Here is a 16,138-nt window from a genome sequence, read left to right on the forward strand (position 1 = left end):
TTGTGGTCTAGTCGGGCTGTTCAACCAAGAAGGGCGCCTCCATGCATCGCATTGCTGTCATCGGTTCGGGGATTGCGGGGCTGGCCGCAGCGAGCCGCCTGGCCGCTGCGCCGGGCGGGCCTGCCGTGACCTTGCTGGAGGCGGGCGGCCACTTCGGGGGGCACGCCAACACGGTGGACCTGACGCTGGGCGGCGTGAGCCAGGGCGTGGACACCGGCTTTCTGGTCTTCAACCACCGCACCTATCCGCTGCTGACGCGTTTGTTCGAGCAGCTGCAGGTGCCCACGGCTGCCGCCGAGATGTCGTTTTCCGTGCAGGTGCCTGAGGCCGATGGCCGCGCGGGCCTGGAATGGAGCGGCAGTTCGCTGGGCGGCGTGTTCGCGCAGCGGGGCAATCTGCTGCGCCCGCGCTTTCTGAAGATGCTGGCCGAGATCCTGCGCTTCAACCGCCTGGCCACACGCATCGCCCAGGAAGGCGATGAAGCGCGGCTGCGCAGCGCCATCGGCGATTTTCTGGACGACCACGGCTTTGGCGCCGCCTTCCGTCAGGACTACCTGCTGCCCATGATGGGCTGCATCTGGTCCTGCCCCACCGACCAGATGCTGCGCTTTCCCGTGGCCACGCTGATCCGCTTTTGCCACAACCACGGCCTGATCCAGGTCACGGACCGGCCGCAGTGGCACACGGTGCGTGGCGGCTCGCGCCAGTACGTGCGGCGCATGGTGGCCGCGCTGCTGAAGGACGGCCGCCACGAGGCGCGCCTGAATGCGCCCGTGCTGGGCCTGCGCCGCGCGGCGCACGGCGCGCTGCTGCAGACGGCGAACGGCACGGAGCCGTTCGACGCCGTGGTGCTGGCCTGCCACAGCGACCAGGCCCTGCGCCTGCTCGGCAGCGATGCCACGCCACAGGAGCGCAGCGTGCTGGGCGCCATCCGCTACCAGCCCAACCAGGCCGTTCTGCACACCGATGCCAGCGTGCTGCCGCGCAGGCGGGCGGCCTGGGCCGCCTGGAACTACGAACGCGCGGCCGACCCGGGGCGGGACCAGGCCGGCGTCTGCCTGCACTACCTGCTCAACCGCCTGCAGCCCCTGCCGTGGCAGCAGCCCGTGATGGTTTCGCTGAACCCGGTGCGCCCGATCGATGAAGGCCAGGTCCATGCGCGCATCGAGTACAGCCACCCGGTGTTCGACCTGGCGGCCATCGAGGCCCAGGGCCGCGTGGCCGGCGTGCAGGGCCAGCGCCGGACCTGGTTCTGCGGCGCATGGTGCGGCTACGGCTTTCACGAAGACGGCCTGCGCTCGGGCCTGGACGCGGCCGATGGCCTGCTGCGCGCCCTGCCGGCCTTGCCCGTTCTGCCCGCCAGCGCGGCCTTCGAGGGGGTCGCATGACGGCCCGCCCCCTCATCGGCTTCGGCCATGTCTGGCACCGCCGCCTGCGGCCTGTCGAGCATGCCTTCCGCTATCCCGGCTACTTTCTGATGCTGCCGCTGCGCAGCCTGCGCACGCAGCCGGACGCCGCGCTGCGGCGCAACCGGCTGGGCTGGCTGAGCTTTCATGACAGCGACCACGGCGAGGGCGGCTGCGACGCACTGGCCTGGTTCGAGCAGCTGCTGCACAGCGAAGGCATAGCCGACGCCGATGGCGAGGTCTGGCTGCACACCTTCCCACGCGTGCTGGGCTACGCGTTCAAGCCCGTGAGCTTTTGGTATGCGCACCGCGCCGACGGCTCGCTGGCCGCCGTGCTGGCCGAGGTCAACAACACCTTTGGCGAGCGCCATGCCTATCTGCTGGCGGGGCCGGACCTGGACTGGGGCCGCGAGCAGGTGGCGCGCAAGCAATTCCATGTCTCGCCGTTCTGCGAGGTGCGCGGCGAGTACCGCTTCCGCTTCGATCGCGGCGAAGACCGCACCCTGGCGCGCGTGGACCTGCACGACGAGGACGGCCCGCTGCTGCAGACCAGCGTGGGCGGCGTGCTGCACCCGCTCGACGGCGCCACCGTGCGCCGCGCCTTCTTCGGCACGCCCCTGATGACGCTGGGCGTGGTCGCCCGCATCCACTGGCATGCGCTGCGCCTTTGGGCCAAGCGCGTGCCTTTCCATGGCAAACCCTCCGAGCCCAAGCGCTTCGTCACACGATGAACACTACCGCCGCCCCCCTGCTGAGCCCCTCCGCTGCCGCGCCGCGCCGCACGCCTGCACGGGCGCGCCGGGTGCTGAACCTGCTCGAACGCCTGCCCCACGGGCAACTGGACCTGGAGCAGCCCGATGGCCGCCTGCTGCACCTGCCCCGCCCGCCGTCGGGGGCTGCCGATGCGCATTGCGTGCTGCACGACTGGCAGGCGCTGGAGCGCACGCTCAAATCGGGCGACATCGGGCTGGCCGAAGGCTATATCGCCGGTGAGTGGGACAGCCCCGACCTGGCTGCCCTGCTGCGGCTGTGCATGGCCAACCGCGACCATGTGCAAAGCCTGGTCTATGGCAGCTGGTGGGGCCGGCTGGGCTACCGCCTGCGCCATCTGCTGCAACGCAATACGCGGGCCGGCAGTGCCAGGAACATCCATGCCCACTACGACCTAGGCAATGATTTCTACCGCCTGTGGCTGGACCCGGGCATGAGCTACAGCGCGGCCTGGTTCCAGGGCCGCACGGGCCAAGCGCTGCGCAACGCAGACCTCCAGCAAGCCCAGCAGGCCAAGCTCAGGCGTACGCTGGACGAGGTGCGGCTGCAGCCCGGCCAGCGCCTGCTGGAAATCGGCTGCGGCTGGGGCGGCCTGGCCGAGGCGGCGGCGCAGGAGTTCGGCGCCCGCGTCACGGGCGTGACCCTGTCGCGCGAGCAACTGGTCTGGGGGCAGCAGCGCATGCAGCAGGCGGGCCTGGCCGACGCGGTGGAGCTGCGCTACCAGGACTACCGCGACCTGCCCGCGCGCCATGCGGGCGAGCCCTTCGACGCCATCGTCTCCATCGAGATGTTCGAGGCCGTGGGCCGCGAGTACTGGCGCGGCTACTTCCAGACGCTGCGCGACTGCCTCAAGCCCGGGGGCCTGGCCTGCATACAGACCATCACGCTGCGAGAGGACCTGTTCGCGCGCTATCTGCGCTCCACCGACTTCATCCAGCAGTACATCTTCCCGGGCGGCCTGCTGCCCAGCATCCCCGCCTTCGAGCAGGAGGCGCGCCGCGCCGGCCTGGTGGTGGAAGGCCGCATGGCCTTCGGCCGCGACTATGCGGAGACGCTGCGGCGCTGGCGCCAGGCCTTCGATCACAACCTCGACGCCGTGCGGGCCCAGGGCTTTGACGAACGCTTCGTGCGCATCTGGACCTTCTACCTGGCGTATTGCGAGGCGGCCTTCGACACCGGCAACACCTATGTCGTCCAGTTCACGCTGCGCAAGCCCCTGCCATGACAGCCCCGCAACCTCACGCGCGCCGCGCGCCGCGCTCCCCCCGTGCAGCCCATGCACCCCATGCACCCCGCCGCCAGGCCCTGGCCTGGGGCGCCGCCTGCGTCCTTGCCCCTTCATTGATCACCATGTCCAACGCCCTGCACGCCATCACCCCGACCGCCGAACTTCCGGCCGAACTGCGCAGCACCCTGCCGTCCGCGCGCCTGATGGGCACGGCCGTGCTGCGCTTTTTCGGCCTGCGCGTCTATGAGGCGCGGCTGTGGGCCGCGCCCGGACTGCTGCCCGAGGACTACGCCCGCCACCCGTTTGCGCTGGAGCTGGTCTACGACCGCAAGCTCGAAGGCGCGGCCATTGCCGAGCGCTCCATCGCCGAAATGCGAAGGGTCGGCAGCTTCACCGAAGAGCAGGCCCGCCAATGGCTGGACCTGATGAAGCAGGCCTTTCCCGATGTGGTGGCCAAGGACCGGCTGCTGGGCCTGAACGACGGCCAGGGCGATGTGCGCTTTTTCCACAACGGCCGGCAGACGGCGCAGCTGCGCGATGCCGACTATGCGCGCCTGTTCTTCGGCATCTGGCTGGCGCCGCAGACCTCGGCGCCTGCCATGCGCACCTCGCTGCTGGGCCAGGGCTGAACGCCAGCGGACCACGCCATGACCTCCGTCCCGGCCCCCGCTCCTGCCCCCGTGCTGCCCTGGCGCACAGGGCTGGCCTATGGCGGGCTGGCCGCGCCGCTGGCCTTTGTGTCCCTGCCCCTGTATGTGAACCTGCCCTACCACTACGCCAGCGTGGCCGGCGCGCCGCTGGCCGGGCTGGGCGCCGTGCTGCTGGCCACGCGGGCGCTCGATGCCGTGGTCGATCCGGCCATTGGCCGCCAGGCCGACAGGCTGTTGCGCGGCGGTGTGCGGCCGGCCTGGCGGGCGGCTGCGCTGGGCAGCCTGCTGATGGTGCTGGGTTTCGGGGCGCTGTGGCATCCGCCGCGCGGCTCCGAGGCCGCCATGCTGGGCTGGCTGGCCGGCAGCCTGCTGGTGTGCACGCTGGCCTACAGCTTCGTCACCATCCTCCACCAAGCCTGGGGCACCCGCTGGGGCGGGCAGCCCGCCTGGCGTGCCCGTGTGACGGCCTGGCGCGAGGGCGCCACGCTGGCGGGCGTGCTGCTGGCCATCGTGCTGCCGGCCGTGATGGGCCTTGACGCCACCAGCGCCGTGCTGGCGCTGGGCCTGGCGCTGGGGCTGATGGGGCTGTACCGGCTCCGGGCGCCCGTGGCTCCTGTGCCCCATGTGTCCTCTGCGCCCCGCATGCCGCAAGCGGAGTCCCCGGCCTCGGCCGCCCTGGCCTCTTCCACTTCTCCATGGGCGGATGCCGGGTTTCGCCGGCTGCTGGCCATCTTCATGCTCAATGGCGTGGCCGCGGCCGTTCCCGCCACCTTGCTGCCCTTCTTTGTGGCCGACAGGCTGCAGGCGCCTGCACTGCAGCCCCTGCTGCTGCTGTGCTTCTTTGGCGCGGCGGCCCTGGGCCTGCCGCTGTGGGTGAAGGCCGTCTCGCGCTGGGGCCTGGCGCCCAGCTGGCGCGCGGGCATGCTGGCCAGCGTGCTGGCCTTCGGCTTCACGCCCTGGCTGGGCGCGGGCGATGCCATGGCCTTTGCCGTGATCTGCCTGGCCAGCGGGCTGGCCCTGGGCGCGGACCTGGCCTTGCCGGGCGCACTGCTCACGGGCGTGATCCACGAGTCCGGCCAGGGCGGCCGGGGCGAGGGCCGCTACCTGGGCTGGTGGACCTGCGCCACCAAGCTCAACCTGGCCCTGGCTGCGGGCCTGGCCCTGCCCCTGCTGTCCGCCGCGGGCTACCGCAGCGGCGGCACCGACCCGGCCGGGCTGCAGGCGCTGGCCTGGGCCTATGGCGGGCTGCCCTGCCTGCTCAAGCTGGCGGCGGCGCTGCTGCTTTGGCGCGCCGAGCGATTGCATTCTTCCTGGAGTCACACATGAGCCACATCACCCACTGCGCTTCGTTTTCGCCGCTGCGGCGCGTCTGCCTGGGGGCGGCCTTGGCACTGTCCCTGGCGGGCTGTGCCGGGCCTTCGGTCCAGGACTACGCCAAGGAGCAGCCGCAGCTGGACCTGCGCCAGTATTTCAACGGGCCGCTGACGGCGCATGGCATGTTCACGGACCGATCGGGCAAGGTGGTCAAGCGATTCACCGTGCGCATGACGGGCCGCTGGAATGGCGACGAGGGATCCCTGGAGGAGCACTTCGTCTACAGCGACGGCAGCACGCAGGAACGGGTCTGGCATATCCGCCACCTGGGCGAGGGCCGCTACAGCGGCCGGGCCGACGACGTGGTGGGCGAGGCCCAGGGCCAGAGCGCGGGCAATGCCATCCGCTGGAGCTATGTGCTGGCCCTGCCCGTGAATGGGCGGGTCTGGAACGTCCACATGGATGACTGGATGTACCTCATGGACGGGCGCACCCTGCTCAACCGCACGGCCATGAGCAAGCTCGGCGTGCACCTGGGCGATGTGACGCTGTCCTTTGTCAAGGAGTGATGGCCATGCCGCTGTTCTCGCGCGGGCTGAACCCGCTGCTGGCTGACTGGAAGGGACGCTCGGCATGGGTGGTGGGCGCCTCCTCGGGCATAGGGCGTGCCACGGCCGAGGCGCTGCACCGGCAGGGCGCCCGTGTGATCGTCTCCGCCCGGCATGGCGGCGCGCTGCAGGACTTCGTGCGCGGCCGCGAGGGCTGCCTGGCCCTGCCGCTGGATGTGACCGATGCCGCCGCCGTGGATGCGGCCGCCCAGGCCGTGCTGTCCCATGCGGGCGGGGCGCCCGACCTGATCCTCTACTGCGCAGGCCACTACAGGCCCCTGCGCGCCACCGAGTTCGACCTGGCCGAGATGCAGCACCACCTGGCCGTGAACTATGGCGGCGTGCTGCACCTGCTCGATGCCGCGCTGCCCATGCTGCTCAAGGCTGGCCGGGGCCATCTGGCCCTGGTCGGCTCGGTGGCCGGCTACCGGGGGCTGCCCATGTCCCTGGCCTACGGCCCCACCAAGGCGGCGCTCAACAACCTGGCGGAAAACCTCTATCTGGACCTGCATGGCCTGGGCCTGGGCGTGTCCATCATCAATCCCGGCTTTGTCGATACGCCGCTGACGGCGCAAAACAGCTTCAGCATGCCGGCCCTGATCGGCGCCGACGAGGCGGCCCGGCATATGCTGCAGGGCTGGGCGCAGGGGCGTTTCGAGATGAATTTTCCGCGCCGCTTCACGCGCTGGGTGCGCCTGCTGCGCTGCCTGCCAGACGCCTGGTATTTCTCTGCGGTCCGCCGCTTCACCGGAGCATGAAACCCATGAGCAGCGGCATATCCGATCCGCGACTGGCCCGCTTGGCCCAGGCCTACGAGGCCCTGCGCCGCGACAACCTGCCGGCGCTGCTGTCCCTGTATGCCGAGCAGGCCCTGTTCAAGGACCCGTTCAACGAGGTGCGCGGCCACGCTGCGATCGAGCGCGTGTTTTCCCACATGTTCGAGCAGCTCGACCGGCCCCGCTTCGCCGTCAGCCACGGCGCGGTGCAGGGCGACAGCGGCTTTTTGCTGTGGGAGCTGGGCTTTGTGCGCTCATCCGGCCAGCCCATGCACATCTGCGGCACCAGCTACCTGCAGTTCGATGGCGACGGGCTGGTGGCGACGCACCGGGATTTCTGGGACCCGGTGGAGGAAATCTTCGCCAAGGTCCCCGTGCTGGGCGCCGTGGCCAGGGCGCTGCAGCACAAGCTCAGGGCGCCGCAGTAAGCAGCCGGGCCAACTGCGCCAGGGCGCCGTCCAGCGCGTCCAAACGCGGCGCACCCAGGCAGATGCGCAACCCGCTGGCCTGTTCCTGCGGGTCCACCATGAGCGAGCCCGGATCGGTCAGCTTCAAACCCAGCGCCGCTGCGGCCGATACCAGTCGGTCGGCGGCTTCGCGCTCCATGGGCAGCCAGGCGTTGTAGGCCTCGGGGTGCAGCACCAGGCCGGAGCCACTCAGGTGTGAGGCGAGGTGTGATGCGGCCAGCCGGCAGCGCCGCTGTGCCTCATGGCGCAGGTCGGCCTGCAGGGAAGCGACCACGCCGTGCGACAGCCATTCATCGATCACGGCGCAGGAGAGGGCCGAAGGCGCCATGGACATCTCCTGCACAAGCTCCACAGCCGCGCCGCACAGCGAAGCGGGCAGCACCAGCATGCCCACCTGCAGCCCCGGTCCCAGGGACTTGGACAGCCCGTTCACATGCAGCGTGATTTCGGGCGCCAGCGTGGCCAGATGGGCCAAGGGTGCGTGATCGGGCAAGCAGGCGGCATACACGCCGTCTTCGATGATCCAGGCGCCTGCGCTGCGGCAGATGTCCACGATCGCCTGCCTGCGCTCCGCGCCCATGGTGGCCGTGGTCGGGTTGTGCAGCGTGGGGGTGAGGTAGACCACCTTGCCATGGCCTGCCGGAATGCCGTCCAGCGCATCGGCCAGCGCCTGCGGCAGCAGGCCCTGAGCGTCGATGGCCAGGCCCTGCAGGGCCCAGCCCTTGCGCCGGGCCAGGGCAATGGCGCCGGGGTAGGTGATGCGCTCGGTCAGCAGCCGGCCCCGGGGCTGGCAGACCAGGTCAAGGGCCAGCGACAGCGCCTGGCGCGCGCTGCTGGTCAGCACCATGTGGTCGGGTTCCACGTTCAGGCCCAGCGTCTGCAGCCAGCGCGCGAGCACGCGGCGATGCTCCGGATGTCCGCCCGGCGGCGCGTAGGAATTGAAGTGATCGGCATCGATGCGGCGCGCAATGGCGGTCAGCGTGCGCGCCAGCATGCGTTCGCTGATGGCGGCCGGCGGCGCGTTGGAAGACAGGTCGATGTCCTCGCCAGCCTGCGCCTGCTGTGACGCCACGAAGGTGCCCCGGCCCTTGACGCTGCGTGTCAGCCCCCGGCGCTCCAGCAGCGCATAGGCCCTGGTCACCGAGCCCAGGCCGATCTGCAGCCTGTCGGCCAGGTCTCTGTGGGCGGGGAGGCGGTCGCCGCCGGCCAGCCGGCCTTCGACGATGTCGTCGGCCAGGGCGCGCGCCAGCCGCTCGGTGGCACTGGCTTCAATGCGCGCAAGACGGGGCGTCCAGGGGGAGGGCAGGAGCATGGTCGGGGCAAGGAAAAAATGAGTGTGCCGTGACACTATTTCATTTCTCGATAGTGTAACGTTCACCCCATGTTCAGCCACATCACCGTCGGCTCCCGTGATCTCGAGCGGGCCGGCCGCTTCTATGACGCGGTGCTTTTCCCGCTGGGACTGCAGCGCCGCGCCGTCCAGCCCGATGGCGGGCCGGCCGCGCTGTGCTGGGTGGCGCCGCCGGCGGCCTTGCCGCGCTTTTATGTCTACAGCCCCTTCAACGGCGAGCCGGCCACGGCGGGCAATGGCGCCATGGTGGCCTTTGTGGCCCCGTCGCCCGACGCGGTGGACGCGGCCCATGCCGCCGGCCTGGCCCGGGGCGGCAGCGACGAAGGCCCGCCCGGCCCGCGCCCGCATTACGGCGATGGCTACTACGGCGCCTACCTGCGCGATCCCGACGGCAACAAGGTCCATGTGGTGCATCGCGCCGATGTGCGGCCGTAGCGCGGCACGGGCCCGCCGCCCGTTTCCCTTTCTTTTCCTTTCCATGCAACAAGGACTGTCTTCATGAGCATTGCCGTTCATATGGTCGACGTTTTCGCCAGCGGCCCGCTGTCTGGCAATCCGCTGGCCGTGATCACCGGTGGGCAGGTGCTGACCACCGCACAGATGCAGCAGCTGACACGCTGGTTCAACCTCTCCGAAACCGCGTTCCTGCTGCCGCCCACGCAGGCGCAGGCCGACTACCGCGTGAGGATTTTCACGCTGGACCGGGAGATGCCTTTTGCCGGCCATCCCACGCTGGGCAGCTGCCATGCCTGGCTGTCCCAGCGCGGTGCGCCCAAGAACGCAGGCCACATCGTCCAGGAGTGCGGGGCGGGACTGGTGCAGATACGGCAGGAGCATGGGCGGCTGGCATTCGCCGCGCCGCCCATGCTGCGCTTTGGCGCGCCCACCGCCGATGAGCTGGATGCCGCGCTGCGCATGCTGGGCATCACTGCCGAAGAGGTGCAGGGCGCCTCGTGGATAGACAACGGCCCCGGCTGGCTGGGCATCCGCCTGGCCTCGGCCGAGAAGGTGCTTGCGCTGAACCCGGCCCGGCAGTGGCCCACCCGCATGGACGTGGGCGTGGTGGGACCCTATGCCAGGGGTGTCGGCGGTGCCAGCCCTGCCGCCTGCGAGGTGCGCGCCTTCTTCTCCGATCACCAGGGCGCCATCGTCGAAGACCCCGTCACCGGCAGCCTCAACGCCTCGCTGGCGCAGTGGCTGTTTGCGACAGGGGTGATGGACAGCGACTACGTTGCCGCCCAGGGCCGCTGTCTGGGCCGTGACGGCCGCATCTTCCTGACCCGTGACGGCACGGGCCAGGTCTGGGTGGGCGGCACTGCGCGCACCCATGTCGAAGGCGCACTGAGCGGCCTTTGATCCACACCGAAAGAAACCACGAATGACAGCGATACAAGAGAGCCCGCGCGCTCCCGTCTCATCGGCCAGGGCCAACCTGAAAATGCTGGTGCGCTACAAGGCCTGGGCCAACGGCCTGACCTTCAAGAGCGTGATGGAGCTGCCCGAAGGCGAGGCCCTGAAGCAGCGGCCCACGAGCTTCGGCAACATGGTGCGCACGCTGAACCACGTCCTTGTGGTGGAGGACATCTTCAGGCACCACCTGCAGGGCCGCAAACATGGCTACACCATGCGCAACACCGACCACACGCCCACGCTGCCGGCGCTGTGGGAATCGGTGCAGGAAATGGACCGCTGGTACACGGAGTTCGTCGACGCATGCCCGGACGAGGAACTGGCGAAGGTCGTGCACTTCGAGTTCGTGGGCGGCGGGCAGGGCGCCATGACGCGCGAGCAGATCGTGCTGCACGTGGTGAACCACGGCAGCTACCACCGTGGCTTTGTCAGCGACATGATGTACCAGGTGCCCTTCGTGCCGCCGGCCAACGACCTGCCGGTGTTCCTCAGGGATTGCTACCGCGTGGACGAGCCGGCCTGCGGTTGAGGCAGGGCCAGGGCCTGCTGCACCAGGGCGCCCTGGAGCACGGGTAGCTCAGGCGGCGTGTTGCCGGGCAGGGCCCATCCCTGGCGCAGCGCACCGGCAAAACCGTCGGCCACGCGCGAGTAGGCGCGGCCGCTGGTCATCACCCGGGGCCGGGCTGACCAGGCGATGCGGGCGCCGCCGGCCGCCAGGCGGTCCACCAGGTCCTGGTCCTCGCCGCAGGTGCGTGCGTCGAACCCGCCGGCCTGGCGGTAGTGCCAGGCTGAGATGCCCAGGTTGGCGCCGTGCACGTGGCGGTGGCCGTCGCGGTCCGTGTAGGTGGTCTCGAAGTGCCGCCGCGCCGTGTCCGCCTGGACGCCGTGGGCCGACCAGTCGGCCACTTGCACCGTGCCGCAGACCACGTCGGACTGAAGCGCCAGCTGGTCGGCCAGCCAACTCTGGGAGACCGTGGTGTCGGCATCCGTGAAGGCCAGCCAGCGGGCGCCCAGCAGCAGCAGGTACTCCGACCCCAGGGCCCGCGCCTTGCCCACGTTGCGCGCGGCAATGGACAACGGGATGGCGGGCCAGCGGCGCACGGCCGATTCGGTGGCGTCCTGGCAGCTGTCCAGCACTACGACGACGGCCACGGTCTCGCCTTGCAGGTCGGCATGGGCGGCCGCGCAAAACACGCTGTCAAGGCAGCGGCCTATGAGGTCTTCCTCGTCATGGGCTGGGATGCACACGCCGATCATCTGTCCGTCCTTTCAGGGGTTTTCTGCCAGATGTCCAGCTGGAAATCCGGCTCGCTGTGGCTCAGCAGCAAGTGCAGCTGCGCATGGGCCGACACGCTGTCATGCAGGGTGCGAGTGGTCTGCAGGTGATCGTGCGCGCCATGCCGCCAGTGGCACATGAGCCAGTGGCCGCCGCCCTGCAGCGAGACCAGGCACTGGCGGTTGAAATGCGCCAGTGCCGCGTCGTCGAAGTAGTAGGCGAGCTCCGAGACCACGATGAGATCGAAGCCTTGCTGCGGCATCTGTGGCACCTGTGGCCATTGCCAGGGCAGGGGCAGGGCCTGCAGGTCCAGGCGTGCGCGGTCCTGCGGTGCAATCCGCTGGCGGCACAGATCCACGGCCCTGTCCGAGAAATCGACGGCGCACAGCCGGTCGCAGCGCTGCAGCAGGCGCTGCGTGGCCTCGCCATTGCCGCAGCCGGGCTCGAAGCCGTGGGCATAGCGCTCGCGCGGCAGGGCGGCCAGCAGCAGATCGCGCTTGCGCCGCTCGTACCAGCGCGATGCGACCTGCCAGGGGTCGGGGTCGGACTGGTACATCTGCTCGAAGTGCTGCCTGGCGCCGTTCATAGAAACACCACTTCAAACGGGCGCAGCAGGCGCTGCGTGGCCCAGGACGGCAGGACGGCGTCGCGGCCCGTGGACGGGTCTGGCAGCAGCTGGCTGCGAAAGCACGACAGGGCCTTGCGCTTGAGCGCCAGCTCCTGCGGTGCCAGCGCAATGGCGGCGGCGCGGTGCCAGGGCACGCGCGCGTCGCCGGGCTCGGCCCAGTGCCAGGCCCAGATCGGCAGCTCGAAGAGCCGGCAGCCCGTGTGCCGGGCCGCCGCGGCGCAGGCCTGTCCCGTGGCCTCGTGGTCCGGGTGACCGTCTTCGCGCCAGGTGCACAGCAGCGCGTCCGAGGGCTGCAGCAACTGCTCCAGCCGCTGCAGCAACTGCGCTGCATGCTCGGCGATACGGCCGTCGGGCAGGCCCAGCCGCAGCACCTGCGCCTGCGGCGCAAGCAGGGCCAGGGCCTGGGTGCTCTCCTGCACGCGCTCGCGCACCAGACGCTGCGGCGGCCACAGCGTCGAGTCGGGGTGGCTGGCTCCGCCATCGGTCACGGAGACGATGAGGCAGGGCATGCCCCGCTCGGCACAGCGGTGCAGCAGGCCGGCGCAGCCCAGGATTTCATCATCCGGGTGCGGCGCGACGATGACGGCGCGGCGCCGGCCCTCCAGCAGGTCGTCCATGGATACCTGCGCTGGCCGGCGTTGCGCAAACCAGGCCTGCCAGCGCGATTCGGGCGTGCCACGGCCCTCGATGAGGCGCGGCTTCACAGCATCCATGCCGCGCCTCCCGGTGCCTGCGAGGCCTGTGCTTTCTCGGCCAGCAGGCGGCCCAGCGCGGCCTGGTCGCGCTCGGCATGGCTTTGGCGGATGAAAACGGGCAGGTCGGCCATCAGCAGGGCCAGGCTCTTGTTCTTGCACAGCGGCCCCGGGCCGATGGCGCGCGGCACGCGCCGCAGCACCTCTTCGGCGGCGGCTTCCACGGCCAGGCGGGCGCGGCTCACGGCCAGCAGGCAGGGGTCCGAGGGCGTGGCATCGATGCAGGCCGCAGCGTCGCGCAGCAGGCCGGCCGCGCTGGCCAGGGCCACGTCCAGCGCGCCCAGGTGGGCCTGGCGGTGCGGGTCCTCTCCTTGACTGACGGCCTGCTGCAGATGGCTGGCAATGCGGGCGGCGGCACCGTACCAGCAGGCGGCCACTCCCGCGCCACCGTGGTGAAAGCCGGGGCGGCTCAGGTACTGGCCCGGGGCCCCGACCAGCACGCCGGTGGCGCCGTCGAAGTGCACATCGGCGCTGGCGCTGGCGGCCATGCCCACGGCCTGCCAGTGGCTGTCGTCCCTGCGGATGCCGGGCTGGTCCATGGTGACGGCGATCAGGCAGCGCTGGCCGTCTGCCAGCCAGCCGCTGACCAGGGCGCGGTCCACGGCCCGTGCGCCGGAGCACCAGGGCTTGTGGCCGGACAGGCGAACCGCCGAGCCTGCCTGCAGCGTCGTCCGTTGCGTGGCGTCGGGAGATGTCGCCGTGGCCTGCACGCGCTCGCCCGGTGGCTCGGCGCACCAGACGGCCCAGCGCAGTCCCTCGGTGGCCAGGTCGGCCTGCAGTTCGGACAGGATGGCCAGGGCATCGGTATGGCCTTCATAGAGCTTGGCCAGGCCCAGGCTGTGGGCGGCCACTTCGGCCAGTGCTCGCCAGCGCTGCAGCGTGTGGCCATGGCCCGGCAGCGGCAGGCGGTCGGCGCCCTGCGCTACCAGCAGGGCCAATTGGTCCGCTGGCGACAGGTCAGCATGGCCGCGCAAGGCCTGGGCCAGCGTGTCGCTGCATGTCCACGCATTGGCGTGCTCGTCGTTGTTCTGGGCCATCACCGCTCACCTTCCTTTTTCGTGCCTTGCGCAGCCTGGAAATGGGGGGAGGCGCCAGGCGATGCCATGGTGCCGGGAGGATGAACGCGGCGCCGCAGGAGCAGGAAGGCATTACCTGTCGGAGACCACCGACCGGCAGGCGTCCCGCTCCACGCCGTCGGCAGGGCAGGCGGCCAGTTCCAGGCGCAGCGGTGCCTGCTCCTGCCTGATCGAGGGAACGGGAATGCCGAAGCCTTCCCTTTCCCTGTGCTCCAGCGGCCTGGCCTCTTTCAAGGCAGACAAAAAGGCCTTGCGCCACCAGTGCACGTCCTGATCGGCAATGCGCTGCAGCAGCCGCTGGTGCCGCTGGCGCCTTTCCTGCAGCGGCATCTGCAGGGCCTGCTGCACCACGGCTGCCGTGCCGTGCACGTCGTAGGGATTGACCAGCAGCGCCTCCTGCAGCTGCTCGGCAGCGCCGGCAAACCGCGACAGCACCAGCACGCCGGGGTCGGCCGGGTCCTGGGCCGCCACGTATTCCTTGGCCACCAGGTTCATGCCATCGCGCAGCGGGGTGACCAGGCCCACGGCCGCCGCACGGCACAGGCCCGGAATGCCATCGCGCGGCAGGGTCTGGTGGATGTAGCGCACGGGCATCCAGTCCAGTTCGCCGTAGTCGCCGTTGATGGCGCCACACAGCGATTCGAGTTCACGCCGTATGTCGGCATACGCGTCCAGGCCCTCGCGCGTGGGCGAGCCGATCTGGATCAGCGTGGCGCGGCGGCGCTGCTCGGGATGACGGGCCAGCAGCTCCCGGAAGGCGCGCAGGCGCTGCGGCAGGCCCTTGGAGTAGTCCAGCCGGTCTATGCCCAGCAGCAGGCGACGCTGGGCGTATTCGTGCTTCATGCGCTCGTACATGTCCCGCGAGGCGCCGCCCTGTGCAAGCGCCATGAAACCTTCCACATCGATGCCTATGGGGAAGGCGCGGCAGACCAGGCGCTGGCCATGGGCGCGGAATGCGCCGTCGCCCAGGGCTTGGCCGCCCGCCTCCTCGCAGACATAGCGCTCGAAATGCTGCACGTCCTGTCGGGTCTGCAGGCCCACGAGGTCATAGGCGAACAGGCAGCGCATCAGCCATGCATGCTCGGGAATGGCCGCAAGCAGGGTCGGCGGGGGCAATGGGATGTGCAGGAAAAAGCCGATGCGCTGGCGGCAGCCCAGGGCGCGCAGCTCGGCCGCCAGCGGGATCAGGTGGTAGTCATGCACCCAGAGGATGTCGTCCTCCGCCAGCAGGGGCAGCAGCCGGCGCGCGAGCAATTGGTTCACGCGGCGGTAGCCGGCCGCAAGGCCCGTGTCGAAGTTCGCCAGGTCCAGCCGACCATGGAAGACGGGCCACAGCACGCCATTGCTGTAGCCCGCGTAGTAGCTGTCGTGGTCCGCGCGGTCCAGGTCCACCGTGGCCAGCGTGACCTTGCCGGCCTGGGTGCGGTGCACATGGCCGGCAGGCGCGGCCTGGGCACCGTCGTCGGTGACGGTTCCGCTCCAGCCGAACCACAGGCCGCCCGTCTGCCGCAGCGCATCGCCCATGGCCACGGCAAGGCCCCCGGCTGCGGTCCTGCCCGGATCGGCCACGCGGTTGGAGATCACCACCAGCCGGCTCATGGCAGGGCCTCCGCGCAGGTCTGCGCAGCCAGTGCCAGTGATGCCTGGCGCAGCCAGGCATGCACGGTGCAAGGGCTGTCCAGCCGGTGTCGCGCCACGCTCCTTCCCACGCCCACCTTGACGGCCATGCCGCCCAGCGACTGCACCATGGCAAAGCCGCTTTCATCGGTGACATCGTCGCCCACGAAGACGGGGACGCGGCCAGCGAACGGGCTTTCGCGCAGGAAGGCCGCAATGGCGCTGCCCTTGCCGGTGCCCATGCCGGAGCCCATGTCTGCAGGCCTGACCTCCAGCACGCACTTGCCCTGCAGCAGCTCCAGCTGCGGCCAGCGCTGCAAGGCGCGGGTCAATGTATCCAGGCACAGCGCCGCCAGCTGTGGCGCGCGCCGGTAGTGCAGCGCGATGGACGAGGGCTTGCGCTCCACCAGCAAGGCCGGATGTTCCTGCGCCAGCGCATGGCACAGCTGCAGCAAAGGCGCGGGCATGGCGCATGCCCGGCCGTGCAGCCGGCCGCTGCAGTCCCGCCGGCGCAGGCCGTGCTCGCCGGCGGCGGGCAGGCACAGCGGCGCCAGGTAGCGGTCCAGCACCTCGATCTGACGGCCTGTGACGATGGCCAGCGCGCCATCGAGCCGGCCCTGCAGGCCGGCCAGCAGCGGGAGCAGGGCGGGATCCGGCCGGATGGCGTCCGGTGTCTCGGCCAGGGGCACGAGCGTGCCATCGAAGTCGAGGAACAGCGCGGATCTGCAGGTGGGGAGCGGAGGTGTTTCCATGGAGAGACCAAGGTATCGAGTGCCGGGTCCATCGGCCGTCAGCCGAGCGCTTGTGC

At 70.4% G+C, this 16,138-nt stretch carries 18 protein-coding genes; 11 read left to right on the plus strand and 7 right to left on the minus strand.

Going from position 1 to position 16,138, the window contains the following annotated elements:
- The first annotated feature begins 41 nt into the window (after window positions 1-41).
- From ACUTR7_RS20055 to ACUTR7_RS20090, 8 genes are read left to right on the plus strand one after another with little or no spacing between them, the layout of a single operon-like run.
- Window positions 42-1,388 carry an NAD(P)/FAD-dependent oxidoreductase gene (locus ACUTR7_RS20055; RefSeq protein WP_445609641.1) on the plus strand — a complete coding sequence of 449 codons (1,347 nt, stop codon included), beginning with the start codon at window positions 42-44 and terminating at the stop codon, window positions 1,386-1,388.
- Window positions 1,385-2,137 (plus strand): DUF1365 domain-containing protein, encoded by a 753-nt coding sequence (locus ACUTR7_RS20060; protein ID WP_445609642.1) that lies wholly within the window; start codon window positions 1,385-1,387, stop codon window positions 2,135-2,137. The genes ACUTR7_RS20055 and ACUTR7_RS20060 overlap by 4 nt, the downstream gene beginning before the upstream one ends.
- Window positions 2,134-3,402 carry a class I SAM-dependent methyltransferase gene (locus tag ACUTR7_RS20065; RefSeq protein ID WP_445609643.1) on the plus strand — a complete coding sequence of 423 codons (1,269 nt, stop codon included), beginning with the start codon at window positions 2,134-2,136 and terminating at the stop codon, window positions 3,400-3,402. The genes ACUTR7_RS20060 and ACUTR7_RS20065 overlap by 4 nt, the downstream gene beginning before the upstream one ends.
- Window positions 3,399-4,034 (plus strand): hypothetical protein, encoded by a 636-nt coding sequence (locus ACUTR7_RS20070; RefSeq protein ID WP_445609644.1) that lies wholly within the window; start codon window positions 3,399-3,401, stop codon window positions 4,032-4,034. Before ACUTR7_RS20065 ends, ACUTR7_RS20070 begins: the two co-directional genes overlap by 4 nt.
- An 18-nt stretch (window positions 4,035-4,052) precedes the next feature.
- Window positions 4,053-5,381, plus strand: a complete 1,329-nt coding sequence (locus ACUTR7_RS20075) for an MFS transporter (RefSeq protein ID WP_445609645.1) — start codon at window positions 4,053-4,055, stop codon at window positions 5,379-5,381.
- Window positions 5,378-5,938, plus strand: a complete 561-nt coding sequence (locus tag ACUTR7_RS20080) for a DUF3833 domain-containing protein (RefSeq protein ID WP_063328496.1) — start codon at window positions 5,378-5,380, stop codon at window positions 5,936-5,938. Before ACUTR7_RS20075 ends, ACUTR7_RS20080 begins: the two co-directional genes overlap by 4 nt.
- 5 nt (window positions 5,939-5,943) lie before the next feature.
- Window positions 5,944-6,735: an SDR family NAD(P)-dependent oxidoreductase gene (locus ACUTR7_RS20085; RefSeq protein ID WP_096916793.1), complete on the plus strand. Its 792-nt coding sequence runs from the start codon at window positions 5,944-5,946 to the stop codon at window positions 6,733-6,735.
- Between the two features lie 5 nt (window positions 6,736-6,740).
- The gene (locus tag ACUTR7_RS20090) at window positions 6,741-7,181 is read left to right on the plus strand and encodes a nuclear transport factor 2 family protein (RefSeq protein ID WP_013800474.1); all 441 of its coding nucleotides are present in this window, start codon (window positions 6,741-6,743) and stop codon (window positions 7,179-7,181) included.
- Here ACUTR7_RS20090 and ACUTR7_RS20095 read toward each other — a convergent pair.
- Window positions 7,165-8,532, minus strand: coding sequence for an aminotransferase-like domain-containing protein (locus ACUTR7_RS20095; RefSeq protein ID WP_445609646.1), 1,368 nt, complete (start codon window positions 8,530-8,532; stop codon window positions 7,165-7,167). The two genes, ACUTR7_RS20090 and ACUTR7_RS20095, sit on opposite strands and share 17 nt — an antisense overlap.
- Before the next feature lie 69 nt (window positions 8,533-8,601).
- Between ACUTR7_RS20095 and ACUTR7_RS20100 the strand changes: the two genes are divergently transcribed.
- The 3 genes from ACUTR7_RS20100 to ACUTR7_RS20110 all read left to right on the plus strand — a co-directional run bounded on the left by ACUTR7_RS20100 (window position 8,602) and on the right by ACUTR7_RS20110 (window position 10,510).
- Window positions 8,602-9,006: a VOC family protein gene (locus ACUTR7_RS20100; RefSeq protein ID WP_445609647.1), complete on the plus strand. Its 405-nt coding sequence runs from the start codon at window positions 8,602-8,604 to the stop codon at window positions 9,004-9,006.
- Between the two features lie 63 nt (window positions 9,007-9,069).
- The gene (locus tag ACUTR7_RS20105) at window positions 9,070-9,927 is read left to right on the plus strand and encodes a PhzF family phenazine biosynthesis protein (protein ID WP_445609648.1); all 858 of its coding nucleotides are present in this window, start codon (window positions 9,070-9,072) and stop codon (window positions 9,925-9,927) included.
- Between the two features lie 22 nt (window positions 9,928-9,949).
- Entirely contained in the window at window positions 9,950-10,510 is a 561-nt protein-coding gene (locus ACUTR7_RS20110; protein WP_445609649.1) for a DinB family protein, read from the plus strand.
- Here the strand turns inward: ACUTR7_RS20110 and ACUTR7_RS20115 are convergent.
- From ACUTR7_RS20115 to otsB, 6 genes are all read right to left on the minus strand, one after another.
- Complete coding sequence (locus ACUTR7_RS20115) at window positions 10,480-11,238, minus strand: glycosyltransferase (RefSeq protein ID WP_445609650.1); 759 nt, start codon at window positions 11,236-11,238, stop codon at window positions 10,480-10,482. The two genes, ACUTR7_RS20110 and ACUTR7_RS20115, sit on opposite strands and share 31 nt — an antisense overlap.
- On the minus strand, window positions 11,235-11,843 hold the full coding sequence (locus ACUTR7_RS20120) for a class I SAM-dependent methyltransferase (protein WP_445609651.1): 609 nt from the start codon (window positions 11,841-11,843) through the stop codon (window positions 11,235-11,237). The genes ACUTR7_RS20115 and ACUTR7_RS20120 overlap by 4 nt, the downstream gene beginning before the upstream one ends.
- A complete protein-coding gene (locus ACUTR7_RS20125; RefSeq protein WP_202758823.1) occupies window positions 11,840-12,598 on the minus strand; it encodes a PIG-L deacetylase family protein in 759 nt (252 codons plus the stop codon). Before ACUTR7_RS20125 ends, ACUTR7_RS20120 begins: the two co-directional genes overlap by 4 nt.
- The gene (locus ACUTR7_RS20130; protein WP_445609652.1) at window positions 12,586-13,674 is read right to left on the minus strand and encodes an acyl-CoA dehydrogenase; all 1,089 of its coding nucleotides are present in this window, start codon (window positions 13,672-13,674) and stop codon (window positions 12,586-12,588) included. Before ACUTR7_RS20130 ends, ACUTR7_RS20125 begins: the two co-directional genes overlap by 13 nt.
- A gap of 111 nt (window positions 13,675-13,785) precedes the next feature.
- The gene (locus ACUTR7_RS20135; RefSeq protein ID WP_445609653.1) at window positions 13,786-15,312 is read right to left on the minus strand and encodes an alpha,alpha-trehalose-phosphate synthase (UDP-forming); all 1,527 of its coding nucleotides are present in this window, start codon (window positions 15,310-15,312) and stop codon (window positions 13,786-13,788) included.
- Window positions 15,309-16,082, minus strand: a complete 774-nt coding sequence (otsB, locus tag ACUTR7_RS20140; RefSeq protein ID WP_445609654.1) for a trehalose-phosphatase — start codon at window positions 16,080-16,082, stop codon at window positions 15,309-15,311. The genes ACUTR7_RS20135 and otsB overlap by 4 nt, the downstream gene beginning before the upstream one ends.
- Window positions 16,083-16,138 lie beyond the last annotated feature (56 nt).

The sequence above is a fragment of the Delftia sp. NA_296.1 genome, from assembly GCF_052692095.1.

What these genes read in the sequence shown, in the direction of transcription:
- ACUTR7_RS20055 (WP_445609641.1), top strand. Translation starts at nt 42, where the DNA reads ATGCATCGCATTGCTGTCATCGGTTCGGGGATTGCGGGGCTGGCCGCA.
- ACUTR7_RS20060 (WP_445609642.1), top strand. Translation starts at nt 1,385, where the DNA reads ATGACGGCCCGCCCCCTCATCGGCTTCGGCCATGTCTGGCACCGCCGC.
- ACUTR7_RS20065 (WP_445609643.1), top strand. Translation starts at nt 2,134, where the DNA reads ATGAACACTACCGCCGCCCCCCTGCTGAGCCCCTCCGCTGCCGCGCCG.
- ACUTR7_RS20070 (WP_445609644.1), top strand. Translation starts at nt 3,399, where the DNA reads ATGACAGCCCCGCAACCTCACGCGCGCCGCGCGCCGCGCTCCCCCCGT.
- ACUTR7_RS20075 (WP_445609645.1), top strand. Translation starts at nt 4,053, where the DNA reads ATGACCTCCGTCCCGGCCCCCGCTCCTGCCCCCGTGCTGCCCTGGCGC.
- ACUTR7_RS20080 (WP_063328496.1), top strand. Translation starts at nt 5,378, where the DNA reads ATGAGCCACATCACCCACTGCGCTTCGTTTTCGCCGCTGCGGCGCGTC.
- ACUTR7_RS20085 (WP_096916793.1), top strand. Translation starts at nt 5,944, where the DNA reads ATGCCGCTGTTCTCGCGCGGGCTGAACCCGCTGCTGGCTGACTGGAAG.
- ACUTR7_RS20090 (WP_013800474.1), top strand. Translation starts at nt 6,741, where the DNA reads ATGAGCAGCGGCATATCCGATCCGCGACTGGCCCGCTTGGCCCAGGCC.
- ACUTR7_RS20095 (WP_445609646.1), bottom strand. Translation starts at nt 8,532, where the DNA reads ATGCTCCTGCCCTCCCCCTGGACGCCCCGTCTTGCGCGCATTGAAGCC.
- ACUTR7_RS20100 (WP_445609647.1), top strand. Translation starts at nt 8,602, where the DNA reads ATGTTCAGCCACATCACCGTCGGCTCCCGTGATCTCGAGCGGGCCGGC.
- ACUTR7_RS20105 (WP_445609648.1), top strand. Translation starts at nt 9,070, where the DNA reads ATGAGCATTGCCGTTCATATGGTCGACGTTTTCGCCAGCGGCCCGCTG.
- ACUTR7_RS20110 (WP_445609649.1), top strand. Translation starts at nt 9,950, where the DNA reads ATGACAGCGATACAAGAGAGCCCGCGCGCTCCCGTCTCATCGGCCAGG.
- ACUTR7_RS20115 (WP_445609650.1), bottom strand. Translation starts at nt 11,238, where the DNA reads ATGATCGGCGTGTGCATCCCAGCCCATGACGAGGAAGACCTCATAGGC.
- ACUTR7_RS20120 (WP_445609651.1), bottom strand. Translation starts at nt 11,843, where the DNA reads ATGAACGGCGCCAGGCAGCACTTCGAGCAGATGTACCAGTCCGACCCC.
- ACUTR7_RS20125 (WP_202758823.1), bottom strand. Translation starts at nt 12,598, where the DNA reads ATGGATGCTGTGAAGCCGCGCCTCATCGAGGGCCGTGGCACGCCCGAA.
- ACUTR7_RS20130 (WP_445609652.1), bottom strand. Translation starts at nt 13,674, where the DNA reads ATGGCCCAGAACAACGACGAGCACGCCAATGCGTGGACATGCAGCGAC.
- ACUTR7_RS20135 (WP_445609653.1), bottom strand. Translation starts at nt 15,312, where the DNA reads ATGAGCCGGCTGGTGGTGATCTCCAACCGCGTGGCCGATCCGGGCAGG.
- otsB (WP_445609654.1), bottom strand. Translation starts at nt 16,082, where the DNA reads ATGGAAACACCTCCGCTCCCCACCTGCAGATCCGCGCTGTTCCTCGAC.